We start from the raw sequence: 24,993 nt of genomic DNA, 5'->3' as shown, positions 1-24,993 counted from the left end.
CGCCTTTACTATTAAACTGGCATTTTACCGAATTGGTTCATGAACGGTTATGAGCTTTGTGCCATCCGGGAATGTGGCTTCCACCTGTATATCGCGAATCATTTCCGGTATTCCCTCCATCACGTCCTCGGTGGAAAGAATCGTTGTCCCTTCACTCATCAACTGCGTCACGGTTTTACCATCTCTAGCACCCTCCATAATTTCATAGGTAATGAGGGCAATCGCTTCAGGGTAATTTAATTTCAATCCGCGGTCTTTTCTACGCCTTGCCAAGTCCGCCGCGACAACAATCATTAATTTTTCCTGCTCGCGCTGGGTTAATTTCATGACTTTCCTCCTGCTAATAAATCATAAAGGGTACAAGAAATGATTTTGGTAGCAGCCTGTAAATCAGAAAGACGGATATTCTCATCGGCACGGTGTCCATTTGCCTCTTCTAACACCTTTGGTCCGACTCCAAACATAATCGTAGGAATTCCCGCTGCAAAGAAGTGGCGGGCATCTGTATATAAAGGTACTCCGTGGACCGGTAACTCCCCATCTCCCTTTAAAATTAATTTCCAGTTTGCAGCCAATGCTTGAACCACAGGTGTATCTTTCGAAACTGGTCCAAAGCTTTTTGCATGAAGGATTTTCCTGATTTCAATTTTGATGCCTGGGATATCTGATACTGCTTGCTGAACAAGTTCCCTAAACTCAGCCTCTGCGGCAATATAGTCCTCTTCAGGGATTAATCGACGATCCACCCTAATCGTGCATTCATCTGGTACAACGTTGGTATTAATTCCGCCTGAAATGAGTCCCACATTCAAGGTTGGAAAATCAATTCCTGGAATGGATGATTTCTTTTCAGCCAGTGTTTTACGGTAATCATATAAAGCATTTATGAGTTTAGACGTCGCTTCAACTGCATCAATTCCTGTATGCGGCAGGGCAGCGTGTGCTGACTTTCCCGTTGTTTTGATTTCAAAATGCAGACAGCCATTATGAGCATTAACAGCCGAATAGCTGAACCCTGCAACGATCGCTTGATCAGGCTTGATATGACCTTGGTCAATGAGCCATTTGGGACCTATTTCTCCTCCTGTTTCTTCGTCAAACGTAAATGCCAAGTCCACCCTTCCAGAAAGCTTTTCTTTGACCTGATTTAAAGCAAGCACTGCATAGGAATAAGCAGCAATATCAGACTTTGACACCGCGACTCCTCGCCCATACATTTTTCCATCAATAATTTCTCCTCCATAGGGGTCGACACTCCATCCTAATCCAGGAGGAACTACATCCCCGTGCGCGTTTAAAACAACATTTGTCCCTTCACCAAAGACTGTGGGGACAAGGACGTTAGCCATACTAATCATTCCATTTGCATTAACACTTTCTTCGTCTACTTCAAGAAGAGATACATTTTCAAACCCAAGTCCGGAAAGCTGCTTCGCTAAAACTTTGGCAATTGGTAAACAATCACCAGATGGATTATCCGATGGTGTTTGCACTAATTTTTTTAAAAAAGAAATTAAATCTTCCTCATGCTCCTGTATCCACTGCACCATTTTTGCTTTATCCTGATTCAAAGAAAAACCTCCTCTTTGTTAGTAGGCTAATTGATGTAATAATTGTGTAAGTACACTAAGACCAGTTTCTAAGTCTTTCGTCGACGTATACTCTAAAGGTGAATGACTAATGCCGCCCTGACTGGGTACAAATAGGATTGTCGTTGGGCAAACTCGTGCAAACAACTGAGCATCATGACCCGCACCGCTATTCATTCTATAGAAGGAAATAGCGCTGCTAGTACAGATATTTTGAATGATTTCATTAAGCTTGTTATCCATCTGGGCAGGCTGAACTTCATGCCACATTTCCACATGGATATTCAGATTCCTTTTTTTGGCGTGCTCTTGAAATTGCTGACTAAATTGCTGACAAAAGGAACGTAAAACACTTTCGTTTGGATGTCTCGCATCTACTGTAAACTGAACCTGATTAGGAATTACATTGGGTACATTGGGTTCTACAAATAGCTGTCCAACACTTGTTACCAGATCTTCGTCGTATTCCTTCACACTTTCATATAAGTCATGAATCATGTTTACCGCCCCATGAAGAGCGTCTCTTCTCCATTTCATCGAGGTTGTACCAACATGGTTAGATTCACCATTCACCGTAATTCGAAACCGTTTTTGACCGACAATGGCTTTTACTATGCCAATTGATTTTTCTACTTTTTCAAGGGTGGGTCCTTGCTCGATATGTAATTCAATAAAGGTCTGAATATCCTTTCGGACCCAGTATTCAGAATTTCCAAATCCAGCAGCCATCATGGCGGTTTCAAAGCTAATTCCCTCTGAATCCTTAATATCCACAATATCTTTAAAAGAATATAGACCAGTCATCATGCCTGACCCCCACAATGCCAATGGAAAGCGGCTCCCCTCCTCTTCGCAAAAAGAAACCACCTCAAGGTTAATGGCGGGCTGGCCATACTTCTTTTTTAAAAAGTCTAAAGCCATTATTCCAGCTATAATTCCATATGCCCCATCATATTTACCACCTGATTTAACGGTATCGACATGTGATCCAATTAGGATTGTCTCGGCATTCGGATGAGGCGAAGGCAATCTTCCGAATAAGTTTCCAATAGAATCATAATATGTTAGCAGCCCCACTTCCTCCATCCAGCCCTTTAAGGCTTGCTGGGCTTCCTTCCAAGGCTGGGAATAAAGTGTTCGAGTTACACCTCCATCTGGCTCTCCCCCAAATGAAGCTAACCACTCAATTGTCTCTTCTAGATTAATGGGGTATTGACCCATAAACTCACTTCCTTGGCTGTATATACTGACCATACTTTTCTTCCGTTCCCCCTGTTTGTTCGTCATAAATTACTTTTCCTCTTAAAATGGTTTTCTTTATTTTTAACAAAAAAGTTTTATTTTCATAGGGAGAATATTGATTTCGAAAAGCAATCGTAGGCTGGTCGACAAACGTTGTTTCATCCAAAGAAATCAAGACTAAATCTGCATCCAATCCAGGGCGGATTCTTCCCTTATTCTTTGATATTCCAAAACGATCAGCCACATAAGCAGTGCCCAACGGGAGTATATCTTTAAGTGGGATTTTCCTTTTCAATGCCTCATCCAGTAATGCAAGCCAGGTAAATTGCACCCCCTGAATCCCACCCCATGCCTCCCAAATGGAATCAGTGTTTTTCATGGAATAAAGACATGGCGAGTGATCGGAGCCAATTGTATCAATCCAGCCATTGGTGATACATTCCCATAATCCTTCTACTTCTTCCCGTGGTCGAAGCGGCGGGGCACATTTTAGAATGGCACCTTTCTTAAGGAAATCTTCTTCGTCAAAAATTAAATAATGGGGACAGGTTTCAACGGTAACGTTAATTCCACTTTTCTTTGCTTGTTGAATCATTTCAACTACTTTCGGCGAACTAATATGAACGAAATGGATTGTCGTATCATATTTTGCAGCTAACTCTATTGCAGAGCTTACTGCCTGTTCTTCAGCTGATATTGGCCGGCTAGCGAGAAATGCCTTCCGCTCATTCATCCCCTTTTGATTTTTATTAAAAGTGGTAAAACTATTAATCTCCTCTTGCCACTCTGCATGAAGAGCAAGGATTTTATTTTGTTCTGCAGCAATCTTCATAGCCTGTTCTAATTGATTTGGTGCGACATAGGGAAAATCATCGATGCCGCTATCTGACATAAATGCCTTCCAAGCGATAATCCCCTCAGACATTTGAGCTAGTTCTGCTTTATTTTGAACATTATTACCAGTCATGCCACCCCATAGTGCATAGTCAATAAAAGACTTAGAGGTTAAATAGTCTCTTTTATTTTGTAGATTTTTCACGTTTGTCACGGATGGAGAACAATTCAGGGGCATATCAAAAATAGTTGTGGTTCCCCCAATGGCTGCAGCACGGCTGCCGGTCTCGATTCCTTCCCAATCCGTCCGGCCTGGATCGTTAAAATGAACATGCGAATCGATAAATCCTGGTACCACTAGACAACCACAAGCATCTATAAAATTGTTCTCGTATTCTTTTTGTGGTTCCATTTCACTATCATATAGAGCCTCTATTATGCCATTTTTAATTTTTATACTAGCAAACCGAAAGCCTTCACTGGTAAAAACATATCCATTTTTCACCCAAAGTTCTGTGTTCATTTTCCCTCCTAACTCCCTCGATAAGTACTATACCCTCCTGGTGAAATCAAAAGCGGCACATGATAGTGGGAAGCCGGTTCTGAAATACCAAATCGTACGGGCACACAGTCTAGGAACGAGGGATTTTCAGTGGATGCTCCTCGATTTCGGTAATAGTCTCCAACATGGAAATGAAGTTCATAGATTCCTTTTTTCATATATTCCCCTTCCAATAGGGGATGATTTAATCTGCCATCTTCATTTGTATAGAAAGATTGGATTGTTTCTATCCCATTATTTGGACCAACACGTACTAACTCCACTAACACACCTCTAGCTGGCTTTCCTATGCTTATATCGAGGACATGCGTTGTCAGCTTCCCTGTCATTTAATTGGGTCCTCCTTGAGGTCATCACGGTTCATTGAAAAACATTGAAATCCATATGGGGGGCGGGGTTCAGTAAAAACTTTTCCTTCTTGTGAGTCAGGAATTTCATCTAAAATCGTCTCCCAAGTCCGGTTATTCGATTCAAATCGAACCTCTGCTAACTGGGGAAAGCGCTCTAGGATTCTTGTACCAATTCGATAAATTAGATTTTGGATGGAAGGTGAGTTTTCCTCATGAAAGACGGTGTAAGCTATATCTCTTACCTGCTCTGCTGCCACATAACCATCAGATGTATTTCCTCTTGCATCTTCAAGATCGTTATAACGCCAATCTATATTTAAAAAGATAAACAGCGGGCGATCAAAAGATTCAGGTAATGTCGTATATTCATCCTTTACGTAGCCGTAGAACGAGCTCCCCTTTACCTTGATCAATTTCAGACCCTTTAAACTGCTTATTTGATTGGTAGTGATGGTTTCGTTTTTATTACGTTTCACCTCAACCGAGGCTCCGGCCTGTTCATTTAAAGAATAACGAAATACAAGCGGACTTGGTTCAAAGCTTCCATTTGTGGGGACGGGAAGCTCTTCAAAGGAAATTTGTTCTCCTGAGATGCTGACGCCTGTCATATGGGAATAGGTTTCAAGAAAGCGGTGGGCAACAAATTCAAGGAATCCCTCTTGTGTCGCACCCTGATAATCTCCTGCATGCTTGAGGATGAAGTTTTTCATTGAATCCGTTGCGACCACTAATGTGTTATCTCCTTCTTTAAATGAAGAAAAAAATGCTTCACCTTCTACAGCAACTTTTACATTCATGCCAAACAGAATGTTTTTCCGGCCGGAAAAGTTGGACTCGGGAATGGAACGAATACCCGTTAACGGCTTAGCGTAGGTCCGATAAACCCAAACATCTGCTTTTCCGTAGCTCATCGTTCTTTTCATATTTAAAGCCTCCTCTTGTTTTTTAGACAGGCTTAATATATAAGTTCACATGGTTACCACTTTTCTTACTTTCTTTGAATTTCGGTCATCATGAAGGCTTCATGGTTACCACTTTTCTTATTTTCCTTGGATTTCGGTCATCATGAACGCTTCATGGTTACCACTTTTCTTATTTTCCTTGAATTTCGGTCATCATGAACGCTTCATGGTTACCACTTTTCTTATTTTCCCTGGGTTTCGGTCATCATGAACGTCTCATGGTTACCACTTTTCTTATTTTCCTTGGATTTCGGTCATCATGAACTTCATACTATGAAAATATCATTCAATCGGAAGCCTGCGATTTTATAGACTTCAAGTAACGCGATGTTAAACTCTTCATCGTAAGAGTTATGAACCCTTTGCTTCATTGCAGCAAGAATACTTTCTTTGCTCTGACCTTTCACAGCCATAATAAAAGGAAATTTAAATCTCTGTACATAGCACTGATTGAGGGAAACAAAGTCCTCAAATTCCTCCTTTGTGAGCTGATCAAGCCCTGCACCAGCTTGCTCCTTTTGAGAAATCTCTGACATTTGCAATCTTGTTCCTAAATCTGGATGTGCACGAAGTAGGGCTAACTGCATAGATTCCTCCGCATTTTGAACAATGTCTATCATCATTTGTAAAAGGTGTTCACGAGATTCAAAAGGGATATTTTCCCACGCAGCTGAAGCCACCCACGGTGAGTGCTCAAACACCCAGCCTACTTTTTGTATAAACTCCTTCCTGTTCATTTGATTAACTTCCTCACAATGTAAATCCATGGCCTCACCTCTCCCTTCCAGCTGGTCTGCAAACAGCTGTCTTACTGTTAAAACTATATATATTCTAGATTTCTTAAAAATACATCTACTGTTCTTTCTCAATTTTTATTAATCTCACATAAAGGGTCCGATTAGGTGTCAGATCTTAATGATTAGCAAACTCGTCCAGCCATTTTTTCACTATACTATCCAAATGCCGAAATAGTATCCACATAAGTGACATATAATCTACCATAGTTTTTTAAGAGTCGCTGCCATAAAAAGTATGACAACAAACCTTACAACAAGAAAGAAATTCTATGTGTATTAGAGAATAATGTAGTTCAGGTTATATAGATATGAAAAAAAATATACGAAAGAATGGAGAGGTTACATGTCAGATTTTCATTTTATGCAAAAAGCAATCGAGGAAGCGCTCCAGAATGTCCTAACCAATCACGGTGGGCCGTTTGGAGCCATTGTGGTGAAGGATGGAAAAATAATTGGGGTTGGACGTAATGAAGTGACCTCCTCTAACGATCCAACTGCACATGCAGAGGTCCAAGCTATTCGCGCGGCCTGCAGCTACTTAAAGGATTTTCAACTGACGGATTGCGAAATATATACGAGCTGTGAACCTTGTCCAATGTGCATTGGTGCTATTTACTGGGCGAGACCGAAGGCCGTTTACTATGCTTGCACAAAACAGGAAGCGGCCAAGATAGGGTTTGATGATCAATTCATTTATGACCAGCTTGAATTACCAATGGAATTTCGAAAAATACCCATGAAGCAACTTTTTCCTGACGATGGTGATATTCCTTTTCGAACATGGGAAAACTCAAAGAATAAAGTAGAATACTAATTCAAAGTTAGAGGGTGTTGAGCAATGGAAAGAAATCAATTAACCCGAAGAATTTCAGTGGCTTCAGGAAAAGAACCTGCGGATACCGTTGTTAAAAATGGCAGGATTATTGATGTGTTTAACGGAGAAATAATAGAAGGTGATATCGCCATTGTAGATGGATATTTCGCAGGTGTCGGTAAATATGAAGGAAAGCATAATGTGGATGCAAACGGACGGTATGTACTTCCTGCCTTCATTGATGGTCATGTTCATATTGAATCGTCCTTGGTTGCACCAAGTGAATTCGCTAAAGTCCTTCTTCCTCATGGAGTTACGACAGTTATTGCAGATCCCCATGAAATCGGGAATGTTTTAGGTGCTCCAGGTATTCAGTATATACTCGATTCTTCAGAAAACCTTCCTTTCGATTTTTATATTATGCTTCCCTCTTGTGTTCCAGCCACAAGCTTTGAAAACTCAGGTGCGATTTTAAAAGCGGAGGATTTAAAACCCTTTTATCAACATCCACGAGTCCTGGGATTAGCAGAAGTTATGAATTTTCCTGCAGTCCTTCATGCTGAGGATGATATGCTGAATAAAATATCTGATGCGAAACGATTTGGCAAAAAAGTCGATGGCCATGCCGCGGGATTGTCTGAGAGAGATTTGAATGTGTATATGGCTGCTGGTATTGTGACAGACCATGAAAGTACAACAGCACAAGAAGCTAAAGAGCGCCTTAAGAGCGGAATGTATTTAATGATTCGTGAGGGTACTGTTGCAAGGGATTTACGCAATTTGATTCCGGTTGTAAATCAGTACAATTCCCGCAGATGTTTATTTGTTACAGATGACAAACATTTAGATGACCTTGTGCTGGAGGGCAGCATTGATCACAACGTAAGGCTGGCGATTGCAGAAGGACTATCCCCTATAACCGCTATTCAAATGGCTACCATCAATGCCGCGGAATGTTTTGGGCTTCAAGAAAAGGGAGCTATCGCTGCAGGTTACAAAGCTGATTTTTCCTTCGTTGATGACCTTGAAAGTGTCAGAATATCACATGTATATAAGGATGGAATGGCAGTCGTCCAAGATGGAAAATTGATAATTGATTGTAGTAATAATCATAAGAATGGTTTGGAAGAGTCAGTCCATTTTGATGATATCGTGGAAAATAATTTAAACATTCCCTTACCCTCTAAAAAAGCTAATATCATCCAAATCATTCCTAACAGCCTTATCACACGGCATATTGTGGATGAAGTGGATCTCTGTGATCAAGGACTCTTCCAACCCTCAATTACGGCTGATCAATTAAAGCTAGCCGTAATTGAGCGTCATCATATGACGAAGCAAATTGGTTTAGGAATTGTCAAAGGCTTAGGGTTAAAAAATGGTGCTATTGCCACCACGATTGCCCATGATTCACATAACCTCATTATTGCTGGAACCAATGACGGCGATATGGTACTAGCAGCAAACACGATTAAAAAAATGCAGGGCGGGATGATTGTCATTAAAGATGGCCAAATCCTCGCATCATTAGAATTGCCCATTGCAGGATTAATATCTGACCGCCCTTACCGGGAAGTATATGTGAGTCTAAATAGCCTTCATATTGCTCTCGAAAAGCTTGGAGCAAACAGTCATTTTAATCCCTTTTTAACCCTTTCCTTTTTAGCTCTTCCTGTCATTCCGGAACTAAAACTTACGGACAAAGGCTTGTTTAAGGTATCAAAATTTGAACATATTACGATCAGTCCTGATTAAATTTTGAGCTTATTAGACATACTATCATGCGAGTTAACCGAAAACGGTTGCTTTCAATGCAATTACCTGTCAAACTAAAAGGATAATTGACTTCAAGGAAAGTAAATGTAGGTGACGAACATGATAGAAATAAAAATATCAAAACTCAGCGATGGGGAGTTCAATAGAGGCGTATTTGCAAAACGTGATATAAAAAAAGGCGAACTGATCCATGAAGCACCCGTTATCGCCTATCCAAATGCGGAGCATGAACATATTGAAAAAACCTTGCTTGCCGATTATGCATTTGAATATGGAATCAACCACACATGCCTTCTCTTAGGGTATGGAATGCTCTTTAATCATTCCTATCAGCCAAATGCTACGTATGAGATAAATTTTCCAAACCATACCTTTGATTTTTTTGCATACAAAGACATTAAAGCAGGCGAAGAGATTCTTATCAACTATAATGGCGATGAAGAGGATCAAGAACTGCTTTGGTTCGATAAAGAAAAACAAGATAACTAACAGCCCATCGATTGGGCTGTTTTTTTGCCTCCTTTTCCTCCATTTAGGAAAAAAGGATCATTTTTGGTATATTTGTTAAGATTTCAAACTTTGTTCAATATTTCACAAACTTTTATCCGAAATCGGTGTTATTATAAATCTATAAAGAGCACAAGGAGTGATATGACATGATGCTATGTGAATGGAAATCCTTTTCAACAGATTCTGAAACGTATACCCAAGAAACTTTCGAAGATACTGTTGGTGATGAATTTGAGGCAATGATGTTCAAAGATAACGAAAGCATTCCAAGTTATATATGGACAGTAAACTTTGTCGTCATTGTAAAAAAATATTCAAAGGTCCTTACTGACATATCCTTTGAAAAGATACCACGAAACCCTGTATGCGAGTAACAATGTAAGTCATATAAATTCTGTTTTTTATTATTTTTTTATAAGTACTTGTGAAACATTTCACAAAATCTTAAGTAATTGGAGGAATTAAAATGGCAGTGGCAGAAAAAATGGGCAAGGACATACAAAGTGTAACTACAATGGTTGATACCTTGGTAGAAAATAGTCTAACAGCGTTAGAAGAATTCCGCAGCTTTGACCAAGATATGATTGATGCGATTGTAAAGCAAATGGCCTTAGCTGGCCTTGATCAGCATATGCAGCTTGCAAAACTTGCTGTTGAGGAAACCAAACGAGGCGTTTATGAAGATAAGATTATTAAAAATATGTTTGCAACTGAATATGTCTATCATAATATCAAATATGATAAAACCGTCGGAATCATTAACGAAAACGAACACGAAGGAATTATTGAAATTGCCGAACCAGTTGGTGTGATCGCAGGTGTGACACCAGTAACCAATCCAACATCCACCACGATGTTTAAGGCACTTATATCCATAAAAACAAGGAATCCAATCGTTTTTGCCTTCCATCCATCCGCACAAAAATGCAGCAGCGAGGCGGCAAGAATCCTTAGGGATGCAGCGATAAAGGCAGGCGCTCCTGAGAATTGCATACAATGGATTGAAACGCCATCTATTGAGGCTACACAAGCACTGATGAATCACTCAAAGATATCGATGATTCTTGCAACTGGCGGTGCAGGAATGGTCAAATCCGCTTATAGCTCTGGTAAACCAGCCCTCGGTGTTGGGCCAGGTAACGTTCCATGCTATATGGAGAAATCGGCCAATATTCATCAAGCCGTGAATGACTTAATTCTATCAAAGACTTTTGACAATGGAATGATTTGTGCATCTGAACAGGCAGTTATTATTGATCAAGAAATTTATTCTCAAGTCAAAAATGAAATGATTGCAAATAATTGTTACTTTTTAAATGAAGAAGAAAAAGAAAAAGTTGAAAAATTAGTTATTAATGAAATTTCATGTGCCGTTAATCCGAATATTGTTGGAATGGCTGCAAGTAAAATTGCTGCATTGGCAGGAGTAACCGTTCCCGAAAACACAAAAATCCTTGTCGCTGAAATAAAAGGTGTCGGACCAGGATACCCGCTATCAAGAGAAAAATTAAGCCCAGTCCTAGCGTGTTACAAGGTCAGCAGTTTTGAAGAAGGACTAGATAGAGCAGAAGAAATGTTGGAGTTTGGCGGTTTAGGACATTCTGCAGTCATCCATTCCCAAGACCAAAATGTAATTAAGCAGTATGGCTACCGGATGAAAGCTGGAAGAATCATTGTCAATGCCCCATCTTCACAGGGTGCCATCGGTGATATATACAATGCTTATATGCCTTCACTAACCCTTGGCTGTGGTTCATACGGAGGAAATTCTGTTTCCACTAACGTTGGTGCGATTCACTTAATCAATATTAAAAAAGTAGCCCAAAGGAATGTTAATATGCAATGGTTTAAAGTTCCGTCCAAAATCTATTTCGAGAAAAATTCAACACAGTATTTAGCTAAAATGCCGAAGATTTCTAAAGCATTTATTGTAACGGACCCCGGAATGGTGAAACTAGGCTATGTTGATAAGGTACTTTATTATTTAAGAAAACGTCCTGATTATGTTCATTGTGAAATTTTTTCAGAGGTAGAACCAGATCCATCCATTGAAACGGTTATGAAGGGTACCGAAATGATGGCTAAATTCCAGCCAGATGTAATCATTGCACTTGGAGGTGGCTCAGCGATGGATGCTGCCAAAGGGATGTGGCTGTTCTATGAGAATCCAGAATCAGAATTCTTTGGTTTAAAACAGAAATTTCTTGATATCCGAAAACGGATTGTGAAATATCCTAAGTTAGGTGAAAAAGCACAATTTGTAGCAATACCAACCACCTCTGGAACAGGGTCAGAAGTAACTTCCTTCTCCGTTATAACCGATAAGGAAGCAAATATTAAATATCCGCTCGCCGATTATGAATTAACACCAGACGTAGCAATCATTGATCCACAATTTGTAATGACTGTTCCTAAACATATTACAGCAGATACGGGAATGGACGTTTTGACTCATGCGATTGAGGCTTATGTGTCTTGTATGGCGAATGATTATACAGATGGACTTGCGATGAAGGCAATCCAGCTTGTATTTGAATACCTGCCAAGAGCGTATCGAAATGGCAGTGACGAATTGGCACGTGAAAAAGTGCATAATGCTTCAACGATTGCTGGTATGGCCTTTGCGAATGCCTTCCTTGGTATCAATCATAGCCTTGCCCATAAGCTTGGCTCAGAATTCCATATCGCTCACGGACGTGCAAATACGATATTACTGCCACATGTCATTCGCTATAATGCTGCCAAACCGAATAAGTTTACAGCATTCCCGAAATATGCACATTTTGTTGCAGATAAGCGTTATGCGGAAATTGCAAGAACCCTTGGACTGCCTGCGAATACCACGGAAGAAGGAGTTGAAAGCCTTGTTCTAGCAATTATTCGCCTTGCAAAAGAGCTTGAAATCCCTATGAGTATTGAGGCAAATAATATAGATGCTGACACTTTCGAAAGCAAGGTTGACTACCTCGCAGATAAAGCATTTGAAGACCAATGTACTACTGCAAATCCTAAACTCCCTTTAGTAACAGAATTGGCTGAAATCTATCGTAAAGCATATAAGGGAGTTTAAAAGAGTTTTATGAAATCAAGCGAAGCCATCTAGAACTTAGATGGTTTTTTTATCCATATCACTACCTATATTAGCGAAAGGCCGGGCTCATGATGAGTCCGGCCTTTTTCAAATAATAAAAGCGAAAGCTGGCCTTCAAGTGACCAAAACTCTTGGGTATAGCCACTAAATTAATAAGCTGCGAAACTATTATTATTTTTAACCTTTTCAAACCAGGAGCTGGCGGACTCTTTCAAAACAACATTTAAATCTTCAATATTCTTTTTGCCAATGAGTTGTAACCATTCACGGCATGCCTGTTCACCACCGGAAGCGAATGGGGCAACTCCGTCTTTCCAGGTGGCACGTCCGCATAACACGCCATTAAAGGTCGAACCGGATTGTTTGGCAAATTTCAATGTTTCCTGGAATAATGCCGCACTTACTCCTGCACTTAAAAAGATAAACGGCAGCTCGGTGGACTCACTTTGCTCTTTGAAATACGCAGCAGCTTCATCCCTACTATAAACGGTTTCACCCTCTGAATATCCTTCAACAAAATTCATATCCACAGGTACTTCTACTTTCAAAACATCAACTTGATACTGTGGTTTGGAAAATTCCCTCATTGCTTCAATCACTTTATGCGGCTTTACTTTGGCATACTCTATGCTTTTAACATCATCAATGCTGGCATCATAGGAGACGATTTCTAAGAAAAACGGAATATCCTCGGCCGCACATTCCGAACCAACCCGTTCCATATAAACATGTTTATAGTCATTGATTTTCTCATTTTCATCGATATCATAGTACAATAAAAATTTGATTGCATCTGCACCAGCTTCTTTCAACCGTTTCACTGACCACTCAGGCAATAAATCAGGCAGACGGCCTACAGCTGTTGCATCGTATCCGGTCTTTTCATAGGCTACCAATAAACCGGCATCCTTACTGCGAACTTTAGAAGCTGGGAGTCCATATTCTGGATCTAATAGAATTGCAGTGGAATAAGGAGTTAATTCTTCAGAAACCAATTCTTTAAAGCGGATAATGCCTTCATCTCCAACCGGGTTTGTACTCCCAGCGGCAATCATTTTTTTCAATGAGCCGCGTTGATCGATCGCTAAAGCACCAATAACACCATTTTCATCAGACAAACGTTTTAAAGCAGCCAACTTGTTTTTTGTTAATTCTAGCATCGATTTTCCCCCTATCAATCTATTTTTACTAAATCAAAATACTGTTCGAACTTTGCCATATTAATCGATCCCGTACCGGCTTCCATCGTATTGAGCATCCCCGTAGTCATAGCCGTTTTCAGCACAGTATCGACCGAATGATTTCGATTCAGTGCGACAGCTAACCCTGCAACGACAGCATCTCCGGAACCAACCGGATTTACCACGTCTATTTTTGGGAGAGTGACCCGGTAATCTTCCGTACCATGTCTTACAAAAGCACCATCCCCACCCATCGAGACGACAATCCAGTCAATCCCTTTAAACCAGTCATGATCTAAAGCTTGTTTCAAACTGCTTATCCTGCTATCCACTTCCACGCCAAGCAGCTGAGATATTTCCGTAATATTCGGCTTAATCGCAAATGGTTTTTCTTTATGTACCAAGGCTGCTCGTAACGGTTCTCCTGACGAATCCAATATCACCGGAATTCCCTTCTTCTGACTAACCGCTAACATTTGCTGATAAAAATCCACCGGCAGCCCCTTCGGCAAACTGCCTGAAATCGTCACCAAGGAAACTTTAGCCAACAGGACTTCATATTTCTCTAAAAAATCTGTCCCTTCTTCATTTGTCAAGGTTGGCCCAGATTCTAAAATTTCCGTTTGCATCCCTTCATGAAGAATGGCAATACAATTCCTCGATTCCTTTTCGATTTTTAAAAAGTCATTGGAAATATGGCTTTTATTTAATTCCTGAACGATGTAATCGCCGATGGTACCGCCAAGCACACCGGTTGCTAGGACTTTTTCTTCCATTTGTGCAATCACCCGTGCAACATTCAAGCCTTTACCGCCAGCAGATTTTCGAACATCTTCCACACGGTTCACAGCATCCAACTTGAATTCATGTATCGGATAGGAAATATCCACGGATGGATTCATTGTGACGGCTAAAATCATCGCACTCCCTCTTTCCGTAAATGGTAACGACAAACACCATCAAGATAAGTCGCAATTAAATTCAGATCAGGATTCAACACAATAAAGTCAGCAGAGTGCCCCTCAGCAATTTTCCCACATTCCCCATCCAGCCCAATACTTTTTGCGGGAGCGGTACTCGCCATATAGATCGCTTCCTCCGGTGTCGCAATTCCCCAATCAACGACATTTTTGACAGCTTCTTTCAGCTGCAAAATACTGCCTGCTAGACTCCCCCCCTCGATGCGGGCTGCACCTGCTTTCACCTCGACAGGGAATTCTCCCAATTGATAGTTTCCTTCTGGCATTCCTCCAGCCATCATACAATCGGTTACCATAACGGTTTGATTTCTGCCGCGGGCATTCATTAAAATGTTTGCAGCTGCCGGATGAACATGATGCCCATCACATATGATTTCGGCAAATACATCTTTCAAATTCATCGCTGCACCGGCCATCCCTGGCACACGATGATGCAGCGGGCTCATTCCATTGAAGGTATGAACAAAAATCGAAGCTCCTTTTTCAACCGCCTGCTTTGCTTCTTCATATGTTGCGTCACTATGGGCTAATGCCACTGCAATCTTTTCTCCTACCGCATATTCAATAAATTCCGCTGCACCATTTCTTTCGGGCGCAATCGCAATTTTTTTAATAGAATCATTGGATAATTTCTGCCAAACTTTTAATAGATCAACCGACGGGTCACAAAAATATTTCGTGTTTTGTGCCCCTTTATGCTTTTCTGTAAAAAACGGACCTTCCAAAAAAATCCCTTTAATTTTGGCTCCACGAACTTTCTTGTAATTAGTACCAATCATTTCAACAACATGATTCAACTCTTCAGTTGAGGAGGTTAAGGTTGTCGGCAAAAACGAGGTAACTCCGCAGTAGAGGAGCCCTTTAGAAATCTGATTCAAACCTTCAAAATCATTGTCCATAATATCGTGATTTCTAAAGCCATGAATATGGGTATCTACTAAACCAGGAGCAATCCAATACCCAGTGTAATCAATGATTTCAGCCGCAGCATCTGGGCTGTTTTCTGAAAAACTTCCGAATATTCCATCTTTTATTTCCAAAAATCCAGGCCCTTCAACCTTTTCCTCAAGAAAAAACGTTTCTGCAAAGATATACTTGGACATGCTTATTCCCCTATTGATATTCATAGATAGTTACGCCTTTAACAACACGGTTCACCGTTCCTGTCGGTGAAGGAGTATCTGGCGTGTTACCTACTTTTACTGAAGCGAGCAATGAAACCGTTTGCCCAATCATGACAAATGGTAATGCTAAGTAAGCATCCGGTACGAACTTGGTCTCACTGTCGAATCCAAATGTGTTCCCATCAAAATTAGTTTCTCCATCAACCCCGATGGCACAAATATAGCTGGCCATGTTATCTTGCTGCATTTCTTTTAACATATCTAAATCGTATTGACGTGTATAAGGTTGGTTGGAAACAAACACAAAAACTAATGATTTTTCGTTCACAAAGGATTTAGGACCATGTCGGAATCCTAATGGTGAATCAAAGGCGGTGACAACTTTACCTGCAGTCAGCTCTAATATTTTTAACTGTGCTTCTCTCGCTAAACCTTCTAAACTGCCAGAGCCTAGATAAATAATTCGGTCAAAATCATGATCGATCATAGCTTGGATGACGTCTTCTCTTTGAATGACACTCTCACCCATTTGTTGAATCGTTTTTACAATCGTCGATTTTTCTTCAATTAATAATGAATCAAAAACGAGTAACGCCGTTAACGCCATGCACGTATAACTTCCCGTCATCGCAAATCCTTGATCATTCGATTTTTCGGGCATCAATAGCAATAAATTTTTTTCATCCCCTACAGTCCGCTTGGCTAATTGACCCTCTTTAGCACAAGTAATTGTTACTTGATACAAATCGGTTACGATTTGCCCAGCTAATTGTACAGCAGCAACACTTTCCGGGCTGTTACCGCTTCGAGCAAACGAAACGAGTAAGGTTGGCATATCCGCTTTTAGGAATTGATAGGGATTGGATACCAAAGTGGTTGTCGGAATACTCAGCAATTCCCACTGGTTTTCATCAACTTTTTCTTTTAGGTATGGTGTGACGGTGTCACCAACATAGGCAGACGTTCCGGCACCTGTAAAAATTACTCGAACCCGACTGTATTTCGTAGATAGTTTAAATAAAAACTCTTCTATTTCCCTGCTTTTATCCGTATACAAAGCAAAGGTTTCAGCCCATAATTCAGGCTGTTGTTTTATTTCCGCTGTTGTAATCGATGCCCCTAATGGCACTAATTTTTCTTGACTTAATGTAAACATATCTCAACCACTCCTTTTAGATTCTTTCAAATACGCGTAATCCTGCACCAACAACGCCATTATTCTGCGCCAATGTACTGATACTCATCTGGTCTAAAAGATGCTGCTGTTCAGGAAGTTGATAGATTTTTAGTTTTTCTTTGATTAATTCAAGCAAAAATGGGTTATTAACAATGACACTACCACCGAAAACTATTCTATGCGGGTCTAATAAACAGGAAATGGAATAGAGTCCTTGGACTAAATGTGCGGTCACATCATCGATGACTGACTGAAATTCCTGTGACCCGTTTAAATATCCAGTAAAGACATCCTTGGTTGGAATCCCCGCTATTTTCTGGATCCCTGGGCCTGCCGCAATTTTTTCCAATCTCTCATTGCCTTCCTTCGAAAGAACCGGAATCAGCCCCAGTTCCCCGGCAAAACCAGCTCCTCTAAAAAAGGATCCATGATGGATGATCGAACAGGCAATTCCTGTACTAATCGTCACATAGACAAAGGTCTCGTTGGTTTTTCCCTTGGCCGTTTTCCACTCAGCAAAAGCCGCCATATAAACATCATTGTCAGTAGTGATCGTCTTGGCGCCAAATTGTTCCTGTAATCGGGCGGCAATTGGAAACTGCTGCCAAGGCAAATTGTTTTGAAAAACGGCGATGCCATTCTCGCGATCGACTTTGCCTGGTACTCCGACGCCAATACCTTCAATCTCTGATAATGATGTCCCTTCAAGTACTTGATCCACCACTGTTACTACTTGTTTAAACATGTTCTCCCGGTCATAAGGATCACTTTTTACTTCTGTGCGATGAAGCAATTCTCCTGATTCGGAAATGATTCCTGCTGCAATCTTTGTCCCGCCGATATCAATACCAATTGCCATTTTCATTTTCTTACACCTCTACTATCCATTTTGATTTATTCGAGTATCCTTGCTTATCTGTTAAAAAAATTAATGTAATCGGGTAGTTGAGTTTTCTTCAAAAAGTCCATGCCACCCGATTCACGACATTGGGTTGATGGTACAAGTTTGTCGATTAAAAAACTCATAGAAAGTAGACTATGAGTATAATGATCTGATTATTGTAAGTAATTATATTATACCACACCAACTTGTAGGGTCAACCCAATGGGTTGGGAACAAATTTTATTTTCCACCTGTTACAGCAATGCCTTCAATAAATTGCTTTTGCAAGAAAATAAATAAAATCAGCATTGGCAGTATGGCTAAAAACGATCCTGCCATAAGGATAGGATAATTTGTTAAATATTGACCTTGGAGCGAGGACAATCCGACAGAAAGAGTCATAGATTCTGGAGAACTATTCACAATCATCGGCCACATTAACTCATTCCAGCTCCAAAGAGTAGTGAAAATCCCCAATGCAATCAAACCAGGTTTAGCGAGAGGAAGCATAATCTTCCAGTAAATTTGGAAATGGTTGCAGCCATCAAGTCTGGCTGCTTCTTCCAATTCTTTAGGCAGCCCCATAAAGAATTGACGGAGCAGGAACGTACCGAAGGCACTAAACAAACCAGGAACAATGACCGCTTGCAATGAATTCAACCAACCCAATTTCACCATAATCATATATTGCGGCAGTAAAAACACTTGCCCCGGAACCATTAAAACAGATATCGCTAACATAAACAGAAAATTCCTGCCAGGAAATACAATGCGGGCAAAGGCATAGGCAGCTAACGAACACAAAAACAACTGCCCAACTGTCCGTAAGATGGTAACAATGAAGGTATTATACATAAATTTCAAAAAAGGCAAGAGCCCAAAAACTTCTTTATAGTTTCCCCATTGGAAATCCTCTGGAATAATAACAGGCGGAACATGGATAGACTCAGCATAGGTTTTTAATGAAGTTAGAATCATCCATAAAAAAGGCACAACCATTGCAACCGATCCCACAATGAGCACGAAATGGATAAGGAATGTCTTACTTATCACAAGCTGTTTCGCTTTTTCCAATGCGTCTCCCTCCTTTAGTCATAATGAACCCATTTTTTCTGTAAAACCATTTGAATGGCTGTAATAATCAGAATCACTATTAATAGCAGAACTGCGATGGCGGCTGCATATCCCTTATCGTTTAATACGAAAGCATGCTGATAAAATAAATAAACGATTGATTGCGTATTTTCCAAGGCTGTACTACTTTTTCCTATCATCATGAAAATTAAATCAAACACTTGAAAAGCCCCGATGAAAGACATAATACTTACAAAGAAAATAATCGGTGACAGTAGTGGCAGTGTAATTTTAAAGAACACCCTGATGGGGCTTGCTCCATCTATTTCCGCTGCTTCATAATAGGTTTTCGGAATTCCTTGTAGCCCGGAAAGGAAAATGACCATGTTATAACCAATTCCACTCCAGATGGCTACAACAATGATTGAATATAGTGCAATTTTCGGATCACTTACCCACTGTGGGCCATTAATTCCGATCAAGGATAAAAGATAGTTAAGAAGACCGTAATCAGAATTATAAAGCCATTTCCATACCATGGCGATCGCAGCCGGCATCGTTATGACGGGTAAAAAATATAATGTGCGATAAACCGATTTTCCCTTAATATTCTGGTTTAGGAGAACAGCTACTAAAATAGATAAGAAAATCCCAATAGGGACAGTAAAAATGATATAAATCCCCGTATTCTTAAATGATTTTAAAAGGTTGGTATCCTCAAGCAATCGCTTATAATTATCTAACCCAGTCCACTCAAACTGTCCAAACGCTCCCCATTCCGTGAAACTAAAGTAAAAGGTTTGAATGATTGGCCACAGATAAAAAATAAACAGGCCTAACATGGTTGGAGCAATCATGAGATAAGCCCAAAAGTAATCGGAGCGTTTCCTTGTCTTCGCAAAAGTAGAAACCTTAATTTTTTTATTCGTTTTCACTTCAACATTTAGAGGAAGTCCCTTCACAATATTCCCTCCTTTTTTAGAAAAAAGAAGAGAAGAAACAAGTCTCCTCTTCAATTTTTTCATTACTTAGATAATGCCTCATTTGCCTTTTTCGATAACTCTTTTACAGCATCTTTAACACTTATTTCCTCACTCCAAGCTTTTTTAAGAGCATCTGTTTCATACTGCCAAATTTCCCCTGTGCTTTTCACACTAGGCAGTGGAACCGAGTATTCTACACCATCAATATAGGCCTGAAGGTTTAAAGTAGGAACGGCTTGTACCCAGGCATCTTGTGTACCATTAAAGGCAGGAATAACGGTTCCTGTTTTCGCAAACACTTCTGCTGCTTCTTTGGAGCCAAGGAATTGGACAAACTCCCATGCCGCATCTTTATGTTTTGTATTGGCAGCAATCACATTGGATAAGCCGTGAATTGCGACCGCGCGTTGTTTTCCTTTCGGTACCACAGCAACATTCAAATCAGGATTATTCTTATACTCTGGAACCATCCAAGGACCATCAAACATCATCGCTATCTTTCCTGAAGTAAATAGTTCAGAGGCAGCCGTTTCCGACATTTGAGCCTGTGTTGGAGATAAACCTTCCTTTATAAAACTAATATTGTATTCTAGTGCCTCAATCGCCTCTGGTTGGTCAAAGCCTACAGATTTTCGATCGTCAGAAATAATATAACCGCCATTTTGCCAAATGAAATCATAATAGCCACCTTGGTTGCCCATTACAGCAGCATAGCCCCAAATGCCCTTATCTTTATTTGTCAGCTTTTCTGCAGCCGCCTTTAACTTGTCCCAATCCCAAGTTTCATCTGGATATGGAACACCCGCTTCATCGAAGATTTTTTTGTTGTACCATAAACCTGTTGTATCAAAATCTTTTGGAATACCATATAACTTTCCATCAAACGTGTAGAGATCAATTAATGATTTCGGATAATTATCCAAGCTATAGTTATCTTCCTTTGCAAGGTCACTAAGCGGGAGAATGACCTTCCCTTCCGCATATTGTTCAACATGAGCACCATTCATCCACATAACATCTGGCAATGCTCCCCCCGTTGCAGCTGTTTCAAGCTTCTGGAAGTACTGGCCATAAGGAGTTAGCTCTATTTTCACGTTAATGTTCGGATTCTTTTCGTTAAATAATTTAATAATTTCTTCAATCGCAGGGACTTGTTTCTTATCCCAAAATCCGTACGTTATTTCCACTTTTCCATCCTTGGAATTTCCTGAGGTGGTATCACTATCACTACATCCGGCTAACCCCAGTAATCCTAAAAATACAGTTAAAAGCATGATAAGCCACTTTTTCATCTTGTTTCCCTTCCTTCTCTTAAATGTTTAGTAGATTTCTAAAAAAGTACTCCTAGACATGAATGGTATGATGACCTGTTCCCCTATGATAACCCTTACAATTTTGCTAACTCTAATAGTCTGTATGAGAAGCTTGCAAACACTAATTTTAGACAATGACCACCTCCCTAAATTAGATAACTTTTAATATTGGGAGATTTCTTTAACTTTTAACACTTCCAGCTAAACTAGTAAAATATTCATCAATATTAATCGATTGACCCTGATTTATCCTGGATTCTTCAGCAGCAAATGCCATTAGGTGACTTCTAACGGATGCAGAAGCGGAAGAAACACTATCTTGTTTATTTCCATATTGAATCTCTCTTAGGAAGGTTCTCATAATGCCTTGATCTCCCCCGCCATGTCCTCCAATGGGGTTGTCAAAATGGATGACCGTTTCCTGTCTTGTGAGAAAATCAAAGATGGATATACGGTTTTCCTCCATATTTCCACGTATTTCCCCTTTTGTACCCATGATTTGAACAATCCGTGTTTGTTCCCTTGTAAAACCGCACATGCTGAACGTTGCTGTAGCTCCACCCTCGAATTCCATATTGACCACCTGATGATCGACCACATCATTATCTGAGCGATATACACATTTTCCATAGGGCGTTTCATTCAATGCCTTTATAATGCCTTCGTTTGTTTCATCTTCTGTAAATTTCTTTGCCCATCCTTTCCCTTCTCCAAGATAATACCTGCCTGCGTGAAAAGGACATTCCATTTCGGCAGGACAGCCATCTAGACATCTATTTGGTGCTCCAATGGGGGCATTTTCTTCCTTAAAATGCATGAGCGAACCATATGAACTAACTTGTTTACAATCCTTGCCGATCACAAAAGAAATAATATCCATATCATGACAAGATTTTTGGAGAATCATCGGACTCGTCCTGCCCTTATTATTCCAATTGCCACGGACAAAGCTGTGGGACATATGCATGACTTCCACATTTTCATTTAGTTGCAGAGATACGACCTTCCCAATGTCCCCTTTAGAAATAATCTTTTTTATCGTTGCCCAAAATTCCGTATACCTTAGGACATGGCAGATGGTAAACTGGCGATTATACTTTTGGGCAGCACGTTCCATCATAATACACTCGACCGGATCTGGGGACATTGGTTTTTCTAAAAGAACATGATAACCCAATTCCAATGCCTTCATAGTAGGCTTGAAATGATTTTGATCAAGTGTGCAGATAATGGCAATGTCGGCAATTTTTGTTTCTTGATTCAATATCTCTTCCCATGATTCATAACAATTTTCATCAGAAATATGATGGTCCTGCTGATATCTGATTCTTCTTTCTTTGTTGGGCTCTGCCAAACCGATAATCTTTAATTCATTCGGATACTCTAAGGCATAAGGCGCATAAGCCCTTCCCCCTCTGTCACCTGCTCCGATCAAAATAGCTGTCAGTGGTTTCATGTTAAACGCTCCTATCTTCAATAAATTTAGTTTTCCAATATTTTTCCCGATTCAATCCAAACGTTTTCCAATAGTTGTTGAAAAAAGAACCTTTTAGGTTCGTTTTATTTTAGAAGACTCACGAATGACTAATTCAAACGGTAAAATCATCTTTATCGGAAGTTTTACTTCCTCTTCCACCATTTCCATAATCGTTTTCGCTGCCATTCTTCCCATTTCATATTTGGGGATTTCTACCGTTGAAAGCTGAGGTGATGAATATTTTCCCATTTCCAGATTATCCACACCAAAAAAAGCGATGTCCTCAGGGATTCTAAGATGACTTTCTCTGACAGCCCTTATTGCAGCGATGGCCATTAAATCACTTGCGCAAACCATAGCGGTGGGCAAATGCAGCGGCTCCTGCTCTAACAAATTCCTCATTTGCTGATAGCTGGCTTCCATTTTCCACTTTGTATTGATGACCCATTCTGGTTGAATCGCTAAGCCAGCTTCCACCATGGCCTGCTGGAATCCTTTAAAACGATGTTCCGCAGACAAATCTTCAATGGTGTCATCAACACCTCCGCCAATAAATCCGATGTCCCGGTGTCCTTGTTTTACAAAGTACTGAACCACTGCATTGATGGCGGCTTTGCGATCATAGTCTACGATGGCCATGTTTTTGTCTGAATAATAAAAGTCCAGCCCTACTACAGGAATTTGTTGCTGAATATATTCGATAAGGCTATCTTCAATCTTATCGAGTAGAAGCAGGCCTTCAATTCCCAAGTCATGAATCGTTTTAAGAAGCAGTGTCTCATTTTCGATTTCATCCTTGGTAATACTAATAAGAGTGTAATCATTATTTGCTAATGTATCACGAATACCTGTATAAATCGTTGCAAAGTAAGGGTTCGTTTCTGCTGATTTTGGATTGGCTACCCAGCCAATTTTCATTGTTCTTGTCTTATTCTTTTCTTGCTTGTTGGTCACTAAATTTCGAGCATGCTGATTTGGAATATACCCTAACTCCTTCACTGCCTCCCAAATTTTCATTTTCGTTTCCGGATTCACATTTCTGGTCTGATCATTTTGAATCACTCTTGAAACCGTGGAAATGGAAACGCCAACATATTCCGCAATATCTTTTAATCTTGCCACTGCTAAAACACCTCTTAGGTTGAACTTAAACGCCTTTTTTAATAGGATAACAGTTTTTTCTCCCATTACGGAAATTTCTTTAATATTTTTATACGTTTTGTAAAAGAGGAGTCCTTCCACCCAATTCATTGACGGGTTGTTGGTATACGGAAATTTTTAAAAATGACTTTCAGTTCTTGACTGAAAATTTAGCTAATTTGAATATAACCTCCTAGCAGTTAACCTGTCAACCCATCAACTAAAATTTTATTTTTGAAGTCAAAAAAAACTCATAGACAAAAGGGCTATGAGTTTTTCAACGTTTATGTTAGTTCAGTATAAAAGCGGCAGCGATCGCCTCGCACAATGGATATACAAAATTCAACAGGCAATCCGTTCGCATCAAAAGCGGTTCGTTCCAGTAACAATGCCGGACGCCCTTCTTCCGTTTGAAGATATTCACTTTCGTCAGCACGGATGAGAACGGGCTCAAATGCCTCTTTTGCCCTTGTTACCACGATGTTGTATTGTTGAGAAAATAAATCATATAAGGATATATCGCCCACTTTCTTTAGCTGCTCCGTATCGGAAACCACACCTTTAGGAATAAAAGATGATTCCAAAATATACGGCTCATTATTGGCACAGCGAAGGCGTTTCATTTCAATCACATGCTCATCATCTCTAAGTTGGAGCGCTTCCCGGATTTTTGCAGTTGGTTTTACTTCTTCAATCTTCAAGATAATATCCTTGGGATTCAATCCTTTTTCTTTTAATACTTTGCTAAAGCTGTAGAACCCCATCAATGACTGCTGCAATTTCGGCTTTGCCACAAAAGTTCCTTTTCCTTGGATGCGGTAAAGGATTCCGGCCTGTACGAGCTCCTCAATTGCTTTTTTGGCTGTGTTGCGGCTCACACCAAATTGGTCCATTAACTGATTTTCCGATGGGATTTTATCTCCAGGTGTCCAATTTCCTTTTTCAATCGAATCCTTTAATCTTTCCATTAGTTGGTGATATAACGGAATTAAACTTTCATGCTGCAATGGTTCCATTTTTTTACTCTTCCTCCAAACCATACTTACATTTTTTATTAACCTAAATTATATCATCACCACTTGTACAATCAACCCAACAACTAACGGTAATCAGATACAAATATAAAAAGACCTT

23 protein-coding genes are annotated in these 24,993 nt (G+C 40.1%); 5 read left to right on the top strand and 18 right to left on the bottom strand.

The window, feature by feature from the left end:
- Positions 1-24: 24 nt before the first annotated feature.
- From QNH48_RS04970 to uraD, 7 genes are all read right to left on the bottom strand, one after another.
- A complete protein-coding gene (locus QNH48_RS04970) occupies positions 25-327 on the bottom strand; it encodes an urease subunit gamma (protein WP_133371217.1) in 303 nt (100 codons plus the stop codon).
- Positions 324-1,571: an ArgE/DapE family deacylase gene (locus tag QNH48_RS04965; RefSeq protein WP_283954029.1), complete on the bottom strand. Its 1,248-nt coding sequence runs from the start codon at positions 1,569-1,571 to the stop codon at positions 324-326. Before QNH48_RS04965 ends, QNH48_RS04970 begins: the two co-directional genes overlap by 4 nt.
- Before the next feature lie 18 nt (positions 1,572-1,589).
- Complete coding sequence (locus QNH48_RS04960) at positions 1,590-2,876, bottom strand: M20 family metallo-hydrolase (protein ID WP_283954028.1); 1,287 nt, start codon at positions 2,874-2,876, stop codon at positions 1,590-1,592.
- Entirely contained in the window at positions 2,815-4,188 is a 1,374-nt protein-coding gene (allB, locus tag QNH48_RS04955; protein ID WP_283954027.1) for an allantoinase AllB, read from the bottom strand. The genes QNH48_RS04960 and allB overlap by 62 nt, the downstream gene beginning before the upstream one ends.
- Positions 4,189-4,196: 8 nt before the next feature.
- Entirely contained in the window at positions 4,197-4,556 is a 360-nt protein-coding gene (uraH, locus tag QNH48_RS04950; protein ID WP_283954026.1) for a hydroxyisourate hydrolase, read from the bottom strand.
- The gene (pucL, locus tag QNH48_RS04945) at positions 4,553-5,500 is read right to left on the bottom strand and encodes a factor-independent urate hydroxylase (RefSeq protein ID WP_283954025.1); all 948 of its coding nucleotides are present in this window, start codon (positions 5,498-5,500) and stop codon (positions 4,553-4,555) included. The genes uraH and pucL overlap by 4 nt, the downstream gene beginning before the upstream one ends.
- Positions 5,501-5,805: 305 nt before the next feature.
- On the bottom strand, positions 5,806-6,306 hold the full coding sequence (gene uraD, locus QNH48_RS04940) for a 2-oxo-4-hydroxy-4-carboxy-5-ureidoimidazoline decarboxylase (RefSeq protein ID WP_283954024.1): 501 nt from the start codon (positions 6,304-6,306) through the stop codon (positions 5,806-5,808).
- Positions 6,307-6,679: 373 nt separating this feature from the next.
- On the opposite strand from uraD, the gene QNH48_RS04935 reads away from it, so the two are divergent.
- The 5 genes from QNH48_RS04935 to adhE all read left to right on the top strand — a co-directional run bounded on the left by QNH48_RS04935 (position 6,680) and on the right by adhE (position 12,506).
- Positions 6,680-7,150 (top strand): nucleoside deaminase, encoded by a 471-nt coding sequence (locus QNH48_RS04935; RefSeq protein WP_283954023.1) that lies wholly within the window; start codon positions 6,680-6,682, stop codon positions 7,148-7,150.
- Positions 7,151-7,174: 24 nt separating this feature from the next.
- Positions 7,175-8,905, top strand: coding sequence for an adenine deaminase (gene ade / locus QNH48_RS04930; protein ID WP_283954022.1), 1,731 nt, complete (start codon positions 7,175-7,177; stop codon positions 8,903-8,905).
- Positions 8,906-9,025: 120 nt separating this feature from the next.
- The gene (locus QNH48_RS04925; RefSeq protein ID WP_283954021.1) at positions 9,026-9,415 is read left to right on the top strand and encodes an SET domain-containing protein; all 390 of its coding nucleotides are present in this window, start codon (positions 9,026-9,028) and stop codon (positions 9,413-9,415) included.
- 167 nt (positions 9,416-9,582) lie between these two features.
- On the top strand, positions 9,583-9,810 hold the full coding sequence (locus QNH48_RS04920) for a hypothetical protein (protein WP_283954020.1): 228 nt from the start codon (positions 9,583-9,585) through the stop codon (positions 9,808-9,810).
- Positions 9,811-9,902: 92 nt separating this feature from the next.
- A complete protein-coding gene (adhE, locus tag QNH48_RS04915; RefSeq protein ID WP_283954019.1) occupies positions 9,903-12,506 on the top strand; it encodes a bifunctional acetaldehyde-CoA/alcohol dehydrogenase in 2,604 nt (867 codons plus the stop codon).
- A gap of 170 nt (positions 12,507-12,676) precedes the next feature.
- On the opposite strand, the gene lacD is transcribed toward adhE, so the two are convergent.
- The 11 genes from lacD to QNH48_RS04860 all read right to left on the bottom strand — a co-directional run bounded on the left by lacD (position 12,677) and on the right by QNH48_RS04860 (position 24,875).
- Positions 12,677-13,687 carry a tagatose-bisphosphate aldolase gene (gene lacD, locus QNH48_RS04910; RefSeq protein WP_283954018.1) on the bottom strand — a complete coding sequence of 337 codons (1,011 nt, stop codon included), beginning with the start codon at positions 13,685-13,687 and terminating at the stop codon, positions 12,677-12,679.
- Between the two features lie 14 nt (positions 13,688-13,701).
- A complete protein-coding gene (gene lacC, locus QNH48_RS04905; protein WP_283954017.1) occupies positions 13,702-14,628 on the bottom strand; it encodes a tagatose-6-phosphate kinase in 927 nt (308 codons plus the stop codon).
- Positions 14,625-15,791, bottom strand: coding sequence for an N-acetylglucosamine-6-phosphate deacetylase (nagA, locus tag QNH48_RS04900; protein ID WP_283954016.1), 1,167 nt, complete (start codon positions 15,789-15,791; stop codon positions 14,625-14,627). The genes lacC and nagA overlap by 4 nt, the downstream gene beginning before the upstream one ends.
- 10 nt (positions 15,792-15,801) lie before the next feature.
- Complete coding sequence (locus QNH48_RS04895; RefSeq protein ID WP_283954015.1) at positions 15,802-16,968, bottom strand: SIS domain-containing protein; 1,167 nt, start codon at positions 16,966-16,968, stop codon at positions 15,802-15,804.
- 16 nt (positions 16,969-16,984) lie between these two features.
- The gene (locus QNH48_RS04890; RefSeq protein ID WP_283954014.1) at positions 16,985-17,854 is read right to left on the bottom strand and encodes an ROK family protein; all 870 of its coding nucleotides are present in this window, start codon (positions 17,852-17,854) and stop codon (positions 16,985-16,987) included.
- A gap of 258 nt (positions 17,855-18,112) precedes the next feature.
- Entirely contained in the window at positions 18,113-18,871 is a 759-nt protein-coding gene (locus tag QNH48_RS04885; RefSeq protein WP_283955682.1) for a carbohydrate ABC transporter permease, read from the bottom strand.
- An 89-nt stretch (positions 18,872-18,960) separates the two neighbouring features.
- Positions 18,961-19,803 carry a carbohydrate ABC transporter permease gene (locus QNH48_RS04880; RefSeq protein WP_481858484.1) on the bottom strand — a complete coding sequence of 281 codons (843 nt, stop codon included), beginning with the start codon at positions 19,801-19,803 and terminating at the stop codon, positions 18,961-18,963.
- A gap of 167 nt (positions 19,804-19,970) precedes the next feature.
- Entirely contained in the window at positions 19,971-21,221 is a 1,251-nt protein-coding gene (locus QNH48_RS04875) for an ABC transporter substrate-binding protein (protein ID WP_283954013.1), read from the bottom strand.
- 202 nt (positions 21,222-21,423) lie between these two features.
- Positions 21,424-22,698, bottom strand: coding sequence for a Gfo/Idh/MocA family protein (locus QNH48_RS04870; protein ID WP_283954012.1), 1,275 nt, complete (start codon positions 22,696-22,698; stop codon positions 21,424-21,426).
- 93 nt (positions 22,699-22,791) lie between these two features.
- On the bottom strand, positions 22,792-23,970 hold the full coding sequence (locus tag QNH48_RS04865) for a LacI family DNA-binding transcriptional regulator (protein ID WP_283954011.1): 1,179 nt from the start codon (positions 23,968-23,970) through the stop codon (positions 22,792-22,794).
- 173 nt (positions 23,971-24,143) lie between these two features.
- The gene (locus QNH48_RS04860; RefSeq protein WP_283954010.1) at positions 24,144-24,875 is read right to left on the bottom strand and encodes a GntR family transcriptional regulator; all 732 of its coding nucleotides are present in this window, start codon (positions 24,873-24,875) and stop codon (positions 24,144-24,146) included.
- Positions 24,876-24,993 lie beyond the last annotated feature (118 nt).

The sequence above is a fragment of the Neobacillus sp. YX16 genome, from assembly GCF_030123505.1.
Taxonomy (GTDB): Bacteria; Bacillota; Bacilli; order Bacillales; family Cytobacillaceae; genus Neobacillus.
The sequence above is the reverse complement of the archived record's forward strand: the minus strand, read 5'-3'. Positions and strand labels throughout refer to the sequence as shown.

What these genes read in the sequence shown, in the direction of transcription:
- QNH48_RS04970 (WP_133371217.1), bottom strand. Translation starts at nt 327, where the DNA reads ATGAAATTAACCCAGCGCGAGCAGGAAAAATTAATGATTGTTGTCGCG.
- QNH48_RS04960 (WP_283954028.1), bottom strand. Translation starts at nt 2,876, where the DNA reads ATGACGAACAAACAGGGGGAACGGAAGAAAAGTATGGTCAGTATATAC.
- allB (WP_283954027.1), bottom strand. Translation starts at nt 4,188, where the DNA reads ATGAACACAGAACTTTGGGTGAAAAATGGATATGTTTTTACCAGTGAA.
- uraH (WP_283954026.1), bottom strand. Translation starts at nt 4,556, where the DNA reads ATGACAGGGAAGCTGACAACGCATGTCCTCGATATAAGCATAGGAAAG.
- pucL (WP_283954025.1), bottom strand. Translation starts at nt 5,500, where the DNA reads ATGAAAAGAACGATGAGCTACGGAAAAGCAGATGTTTGGGTTTATCGG.
- uraD (WP_283954024.1), bottom strand. Translation starts at nt 6,306, where the DNA reads ATGGATTTACATTGTGAGGAAGTTAATCAAATGAACAGGAAGGAGTTT.
- QNH48_RS04935 (WP_283954023.1), top strand. Translation starts at nt 6,680, where the DNA reads ATGTCAGATTTTCATTTTATGCAAAAAGCAATCGAGGAAGCGCTCCAG.
- ade (WP_283954022.1), top strand. Translation starts at nt 7,175, where the DNA reads ATGGAAAGAAATCAATTAACCCGAAGAATTTCAGTGGCTTCAGGAAAA.
- QNH48_RS04925 (WP_283954021.1), top strand. Translation starts at nt 9,026, where the DNA reads ATGATAGAAATAAAAATATCAAAACTCAGCGATGGGGAGTTCAATAGA.
- QNH48_RS04920 (WP_283954020.1), top strand. Translation starts at nt 9,583, where the DNA reads ATGATGCTATGTGAATGGAAATCCTTTTCAACAGATTCTGAAACGTAT.
- adhE (WP_283954019.1), top strand. Translation starts at nt 9,903, where the DNA reads ATGGCAGTGGCAGAAAAAATGGGCAAGGACATACAAAGTGTAACTACA.
- lacD (WP_283954018.1), bottom strand. Translation starts at nt 13,687, where the DNA reads ATGCTAGAATTAACAAAAAACAAGTTGGCTGCTTTAAAACGTTTGTCT.
- lacC (WP_283954017.1), bottom strand. Translation starts at nt 14,628, where the DNA reads ATGATTTTAGCCGTCACAATGAATCCATCCGTGGATATTTCCTATCCG.
- nagA (WP_283954016.1), bottom strand. Translation starts at nt 15,791, where the DNA reads ATGTCCAAGTATATCTTTGCAGAAACGTTTTTTCTTGAGGAAAAGGTT.
- QNH48_RS04895 (WP_283954015.1), bottom strand. Translation starts at nt 16,968, where the DNA reads ATGTTTACATTAAGTCAAGAAAAATTAGTGCCATTAGGGGCATCGATT.
- QNH48_RS04890 (WP_283954014.1), bottom strand. Translation starts at nt 17,854, where the DNA reads ATGAAAATGGCAATTGGTATTGATATCGGCGGGACAAAGATTGCAGCA.
- QNH48_RS04885 (WP_283955682.1), bottom strand. Translation starts at nt 18,871, where the DNA reads ATGGTTGTGCCTTTTTTATGGATGATTCTAACTTCATTAAAAACCTAT.
- QNH48_RS04880 (WP_481858484.1), bottom strand. Translation starts at nt 19,803, where the DNA reads ATGATTGCTCCAACCATGTTAGGCCTGTTTATTTTTTATCTGTGGCCA.
- QNH48_RS04875 (WP_283954013.1), bottom strand. Translation starts at nt 21,221, where the DNA reads ATGAAAAAGTGGCTTATCATGCTTTTAACTGTATTTTTAGGATTACTG.
- QNH48_RS04870 (WP_283954012.1), bottom strand. Translation starts at nt 22,698, where the DNA reads ATGAAACCACTGACAGCTATTTTGATCGGAGCAGGTGACAGAGGGGGA.
- QNH48_RS04865 (WP_283954011.1), bottom strand. Translation starts at nt 23,970, where the DNA reads ATGAATTGGGTGGAAGGACTCCTCTTTTACAAAACGTATAAAAATATT.
- QNH48_RS04860 (WP_283954010.1), bottom strand. Translation starts at nt 24,875, where the DNA reads ATGGAACCATTGCAGCATGAAAGTTTAATTCCGTTATATCACCAACTA.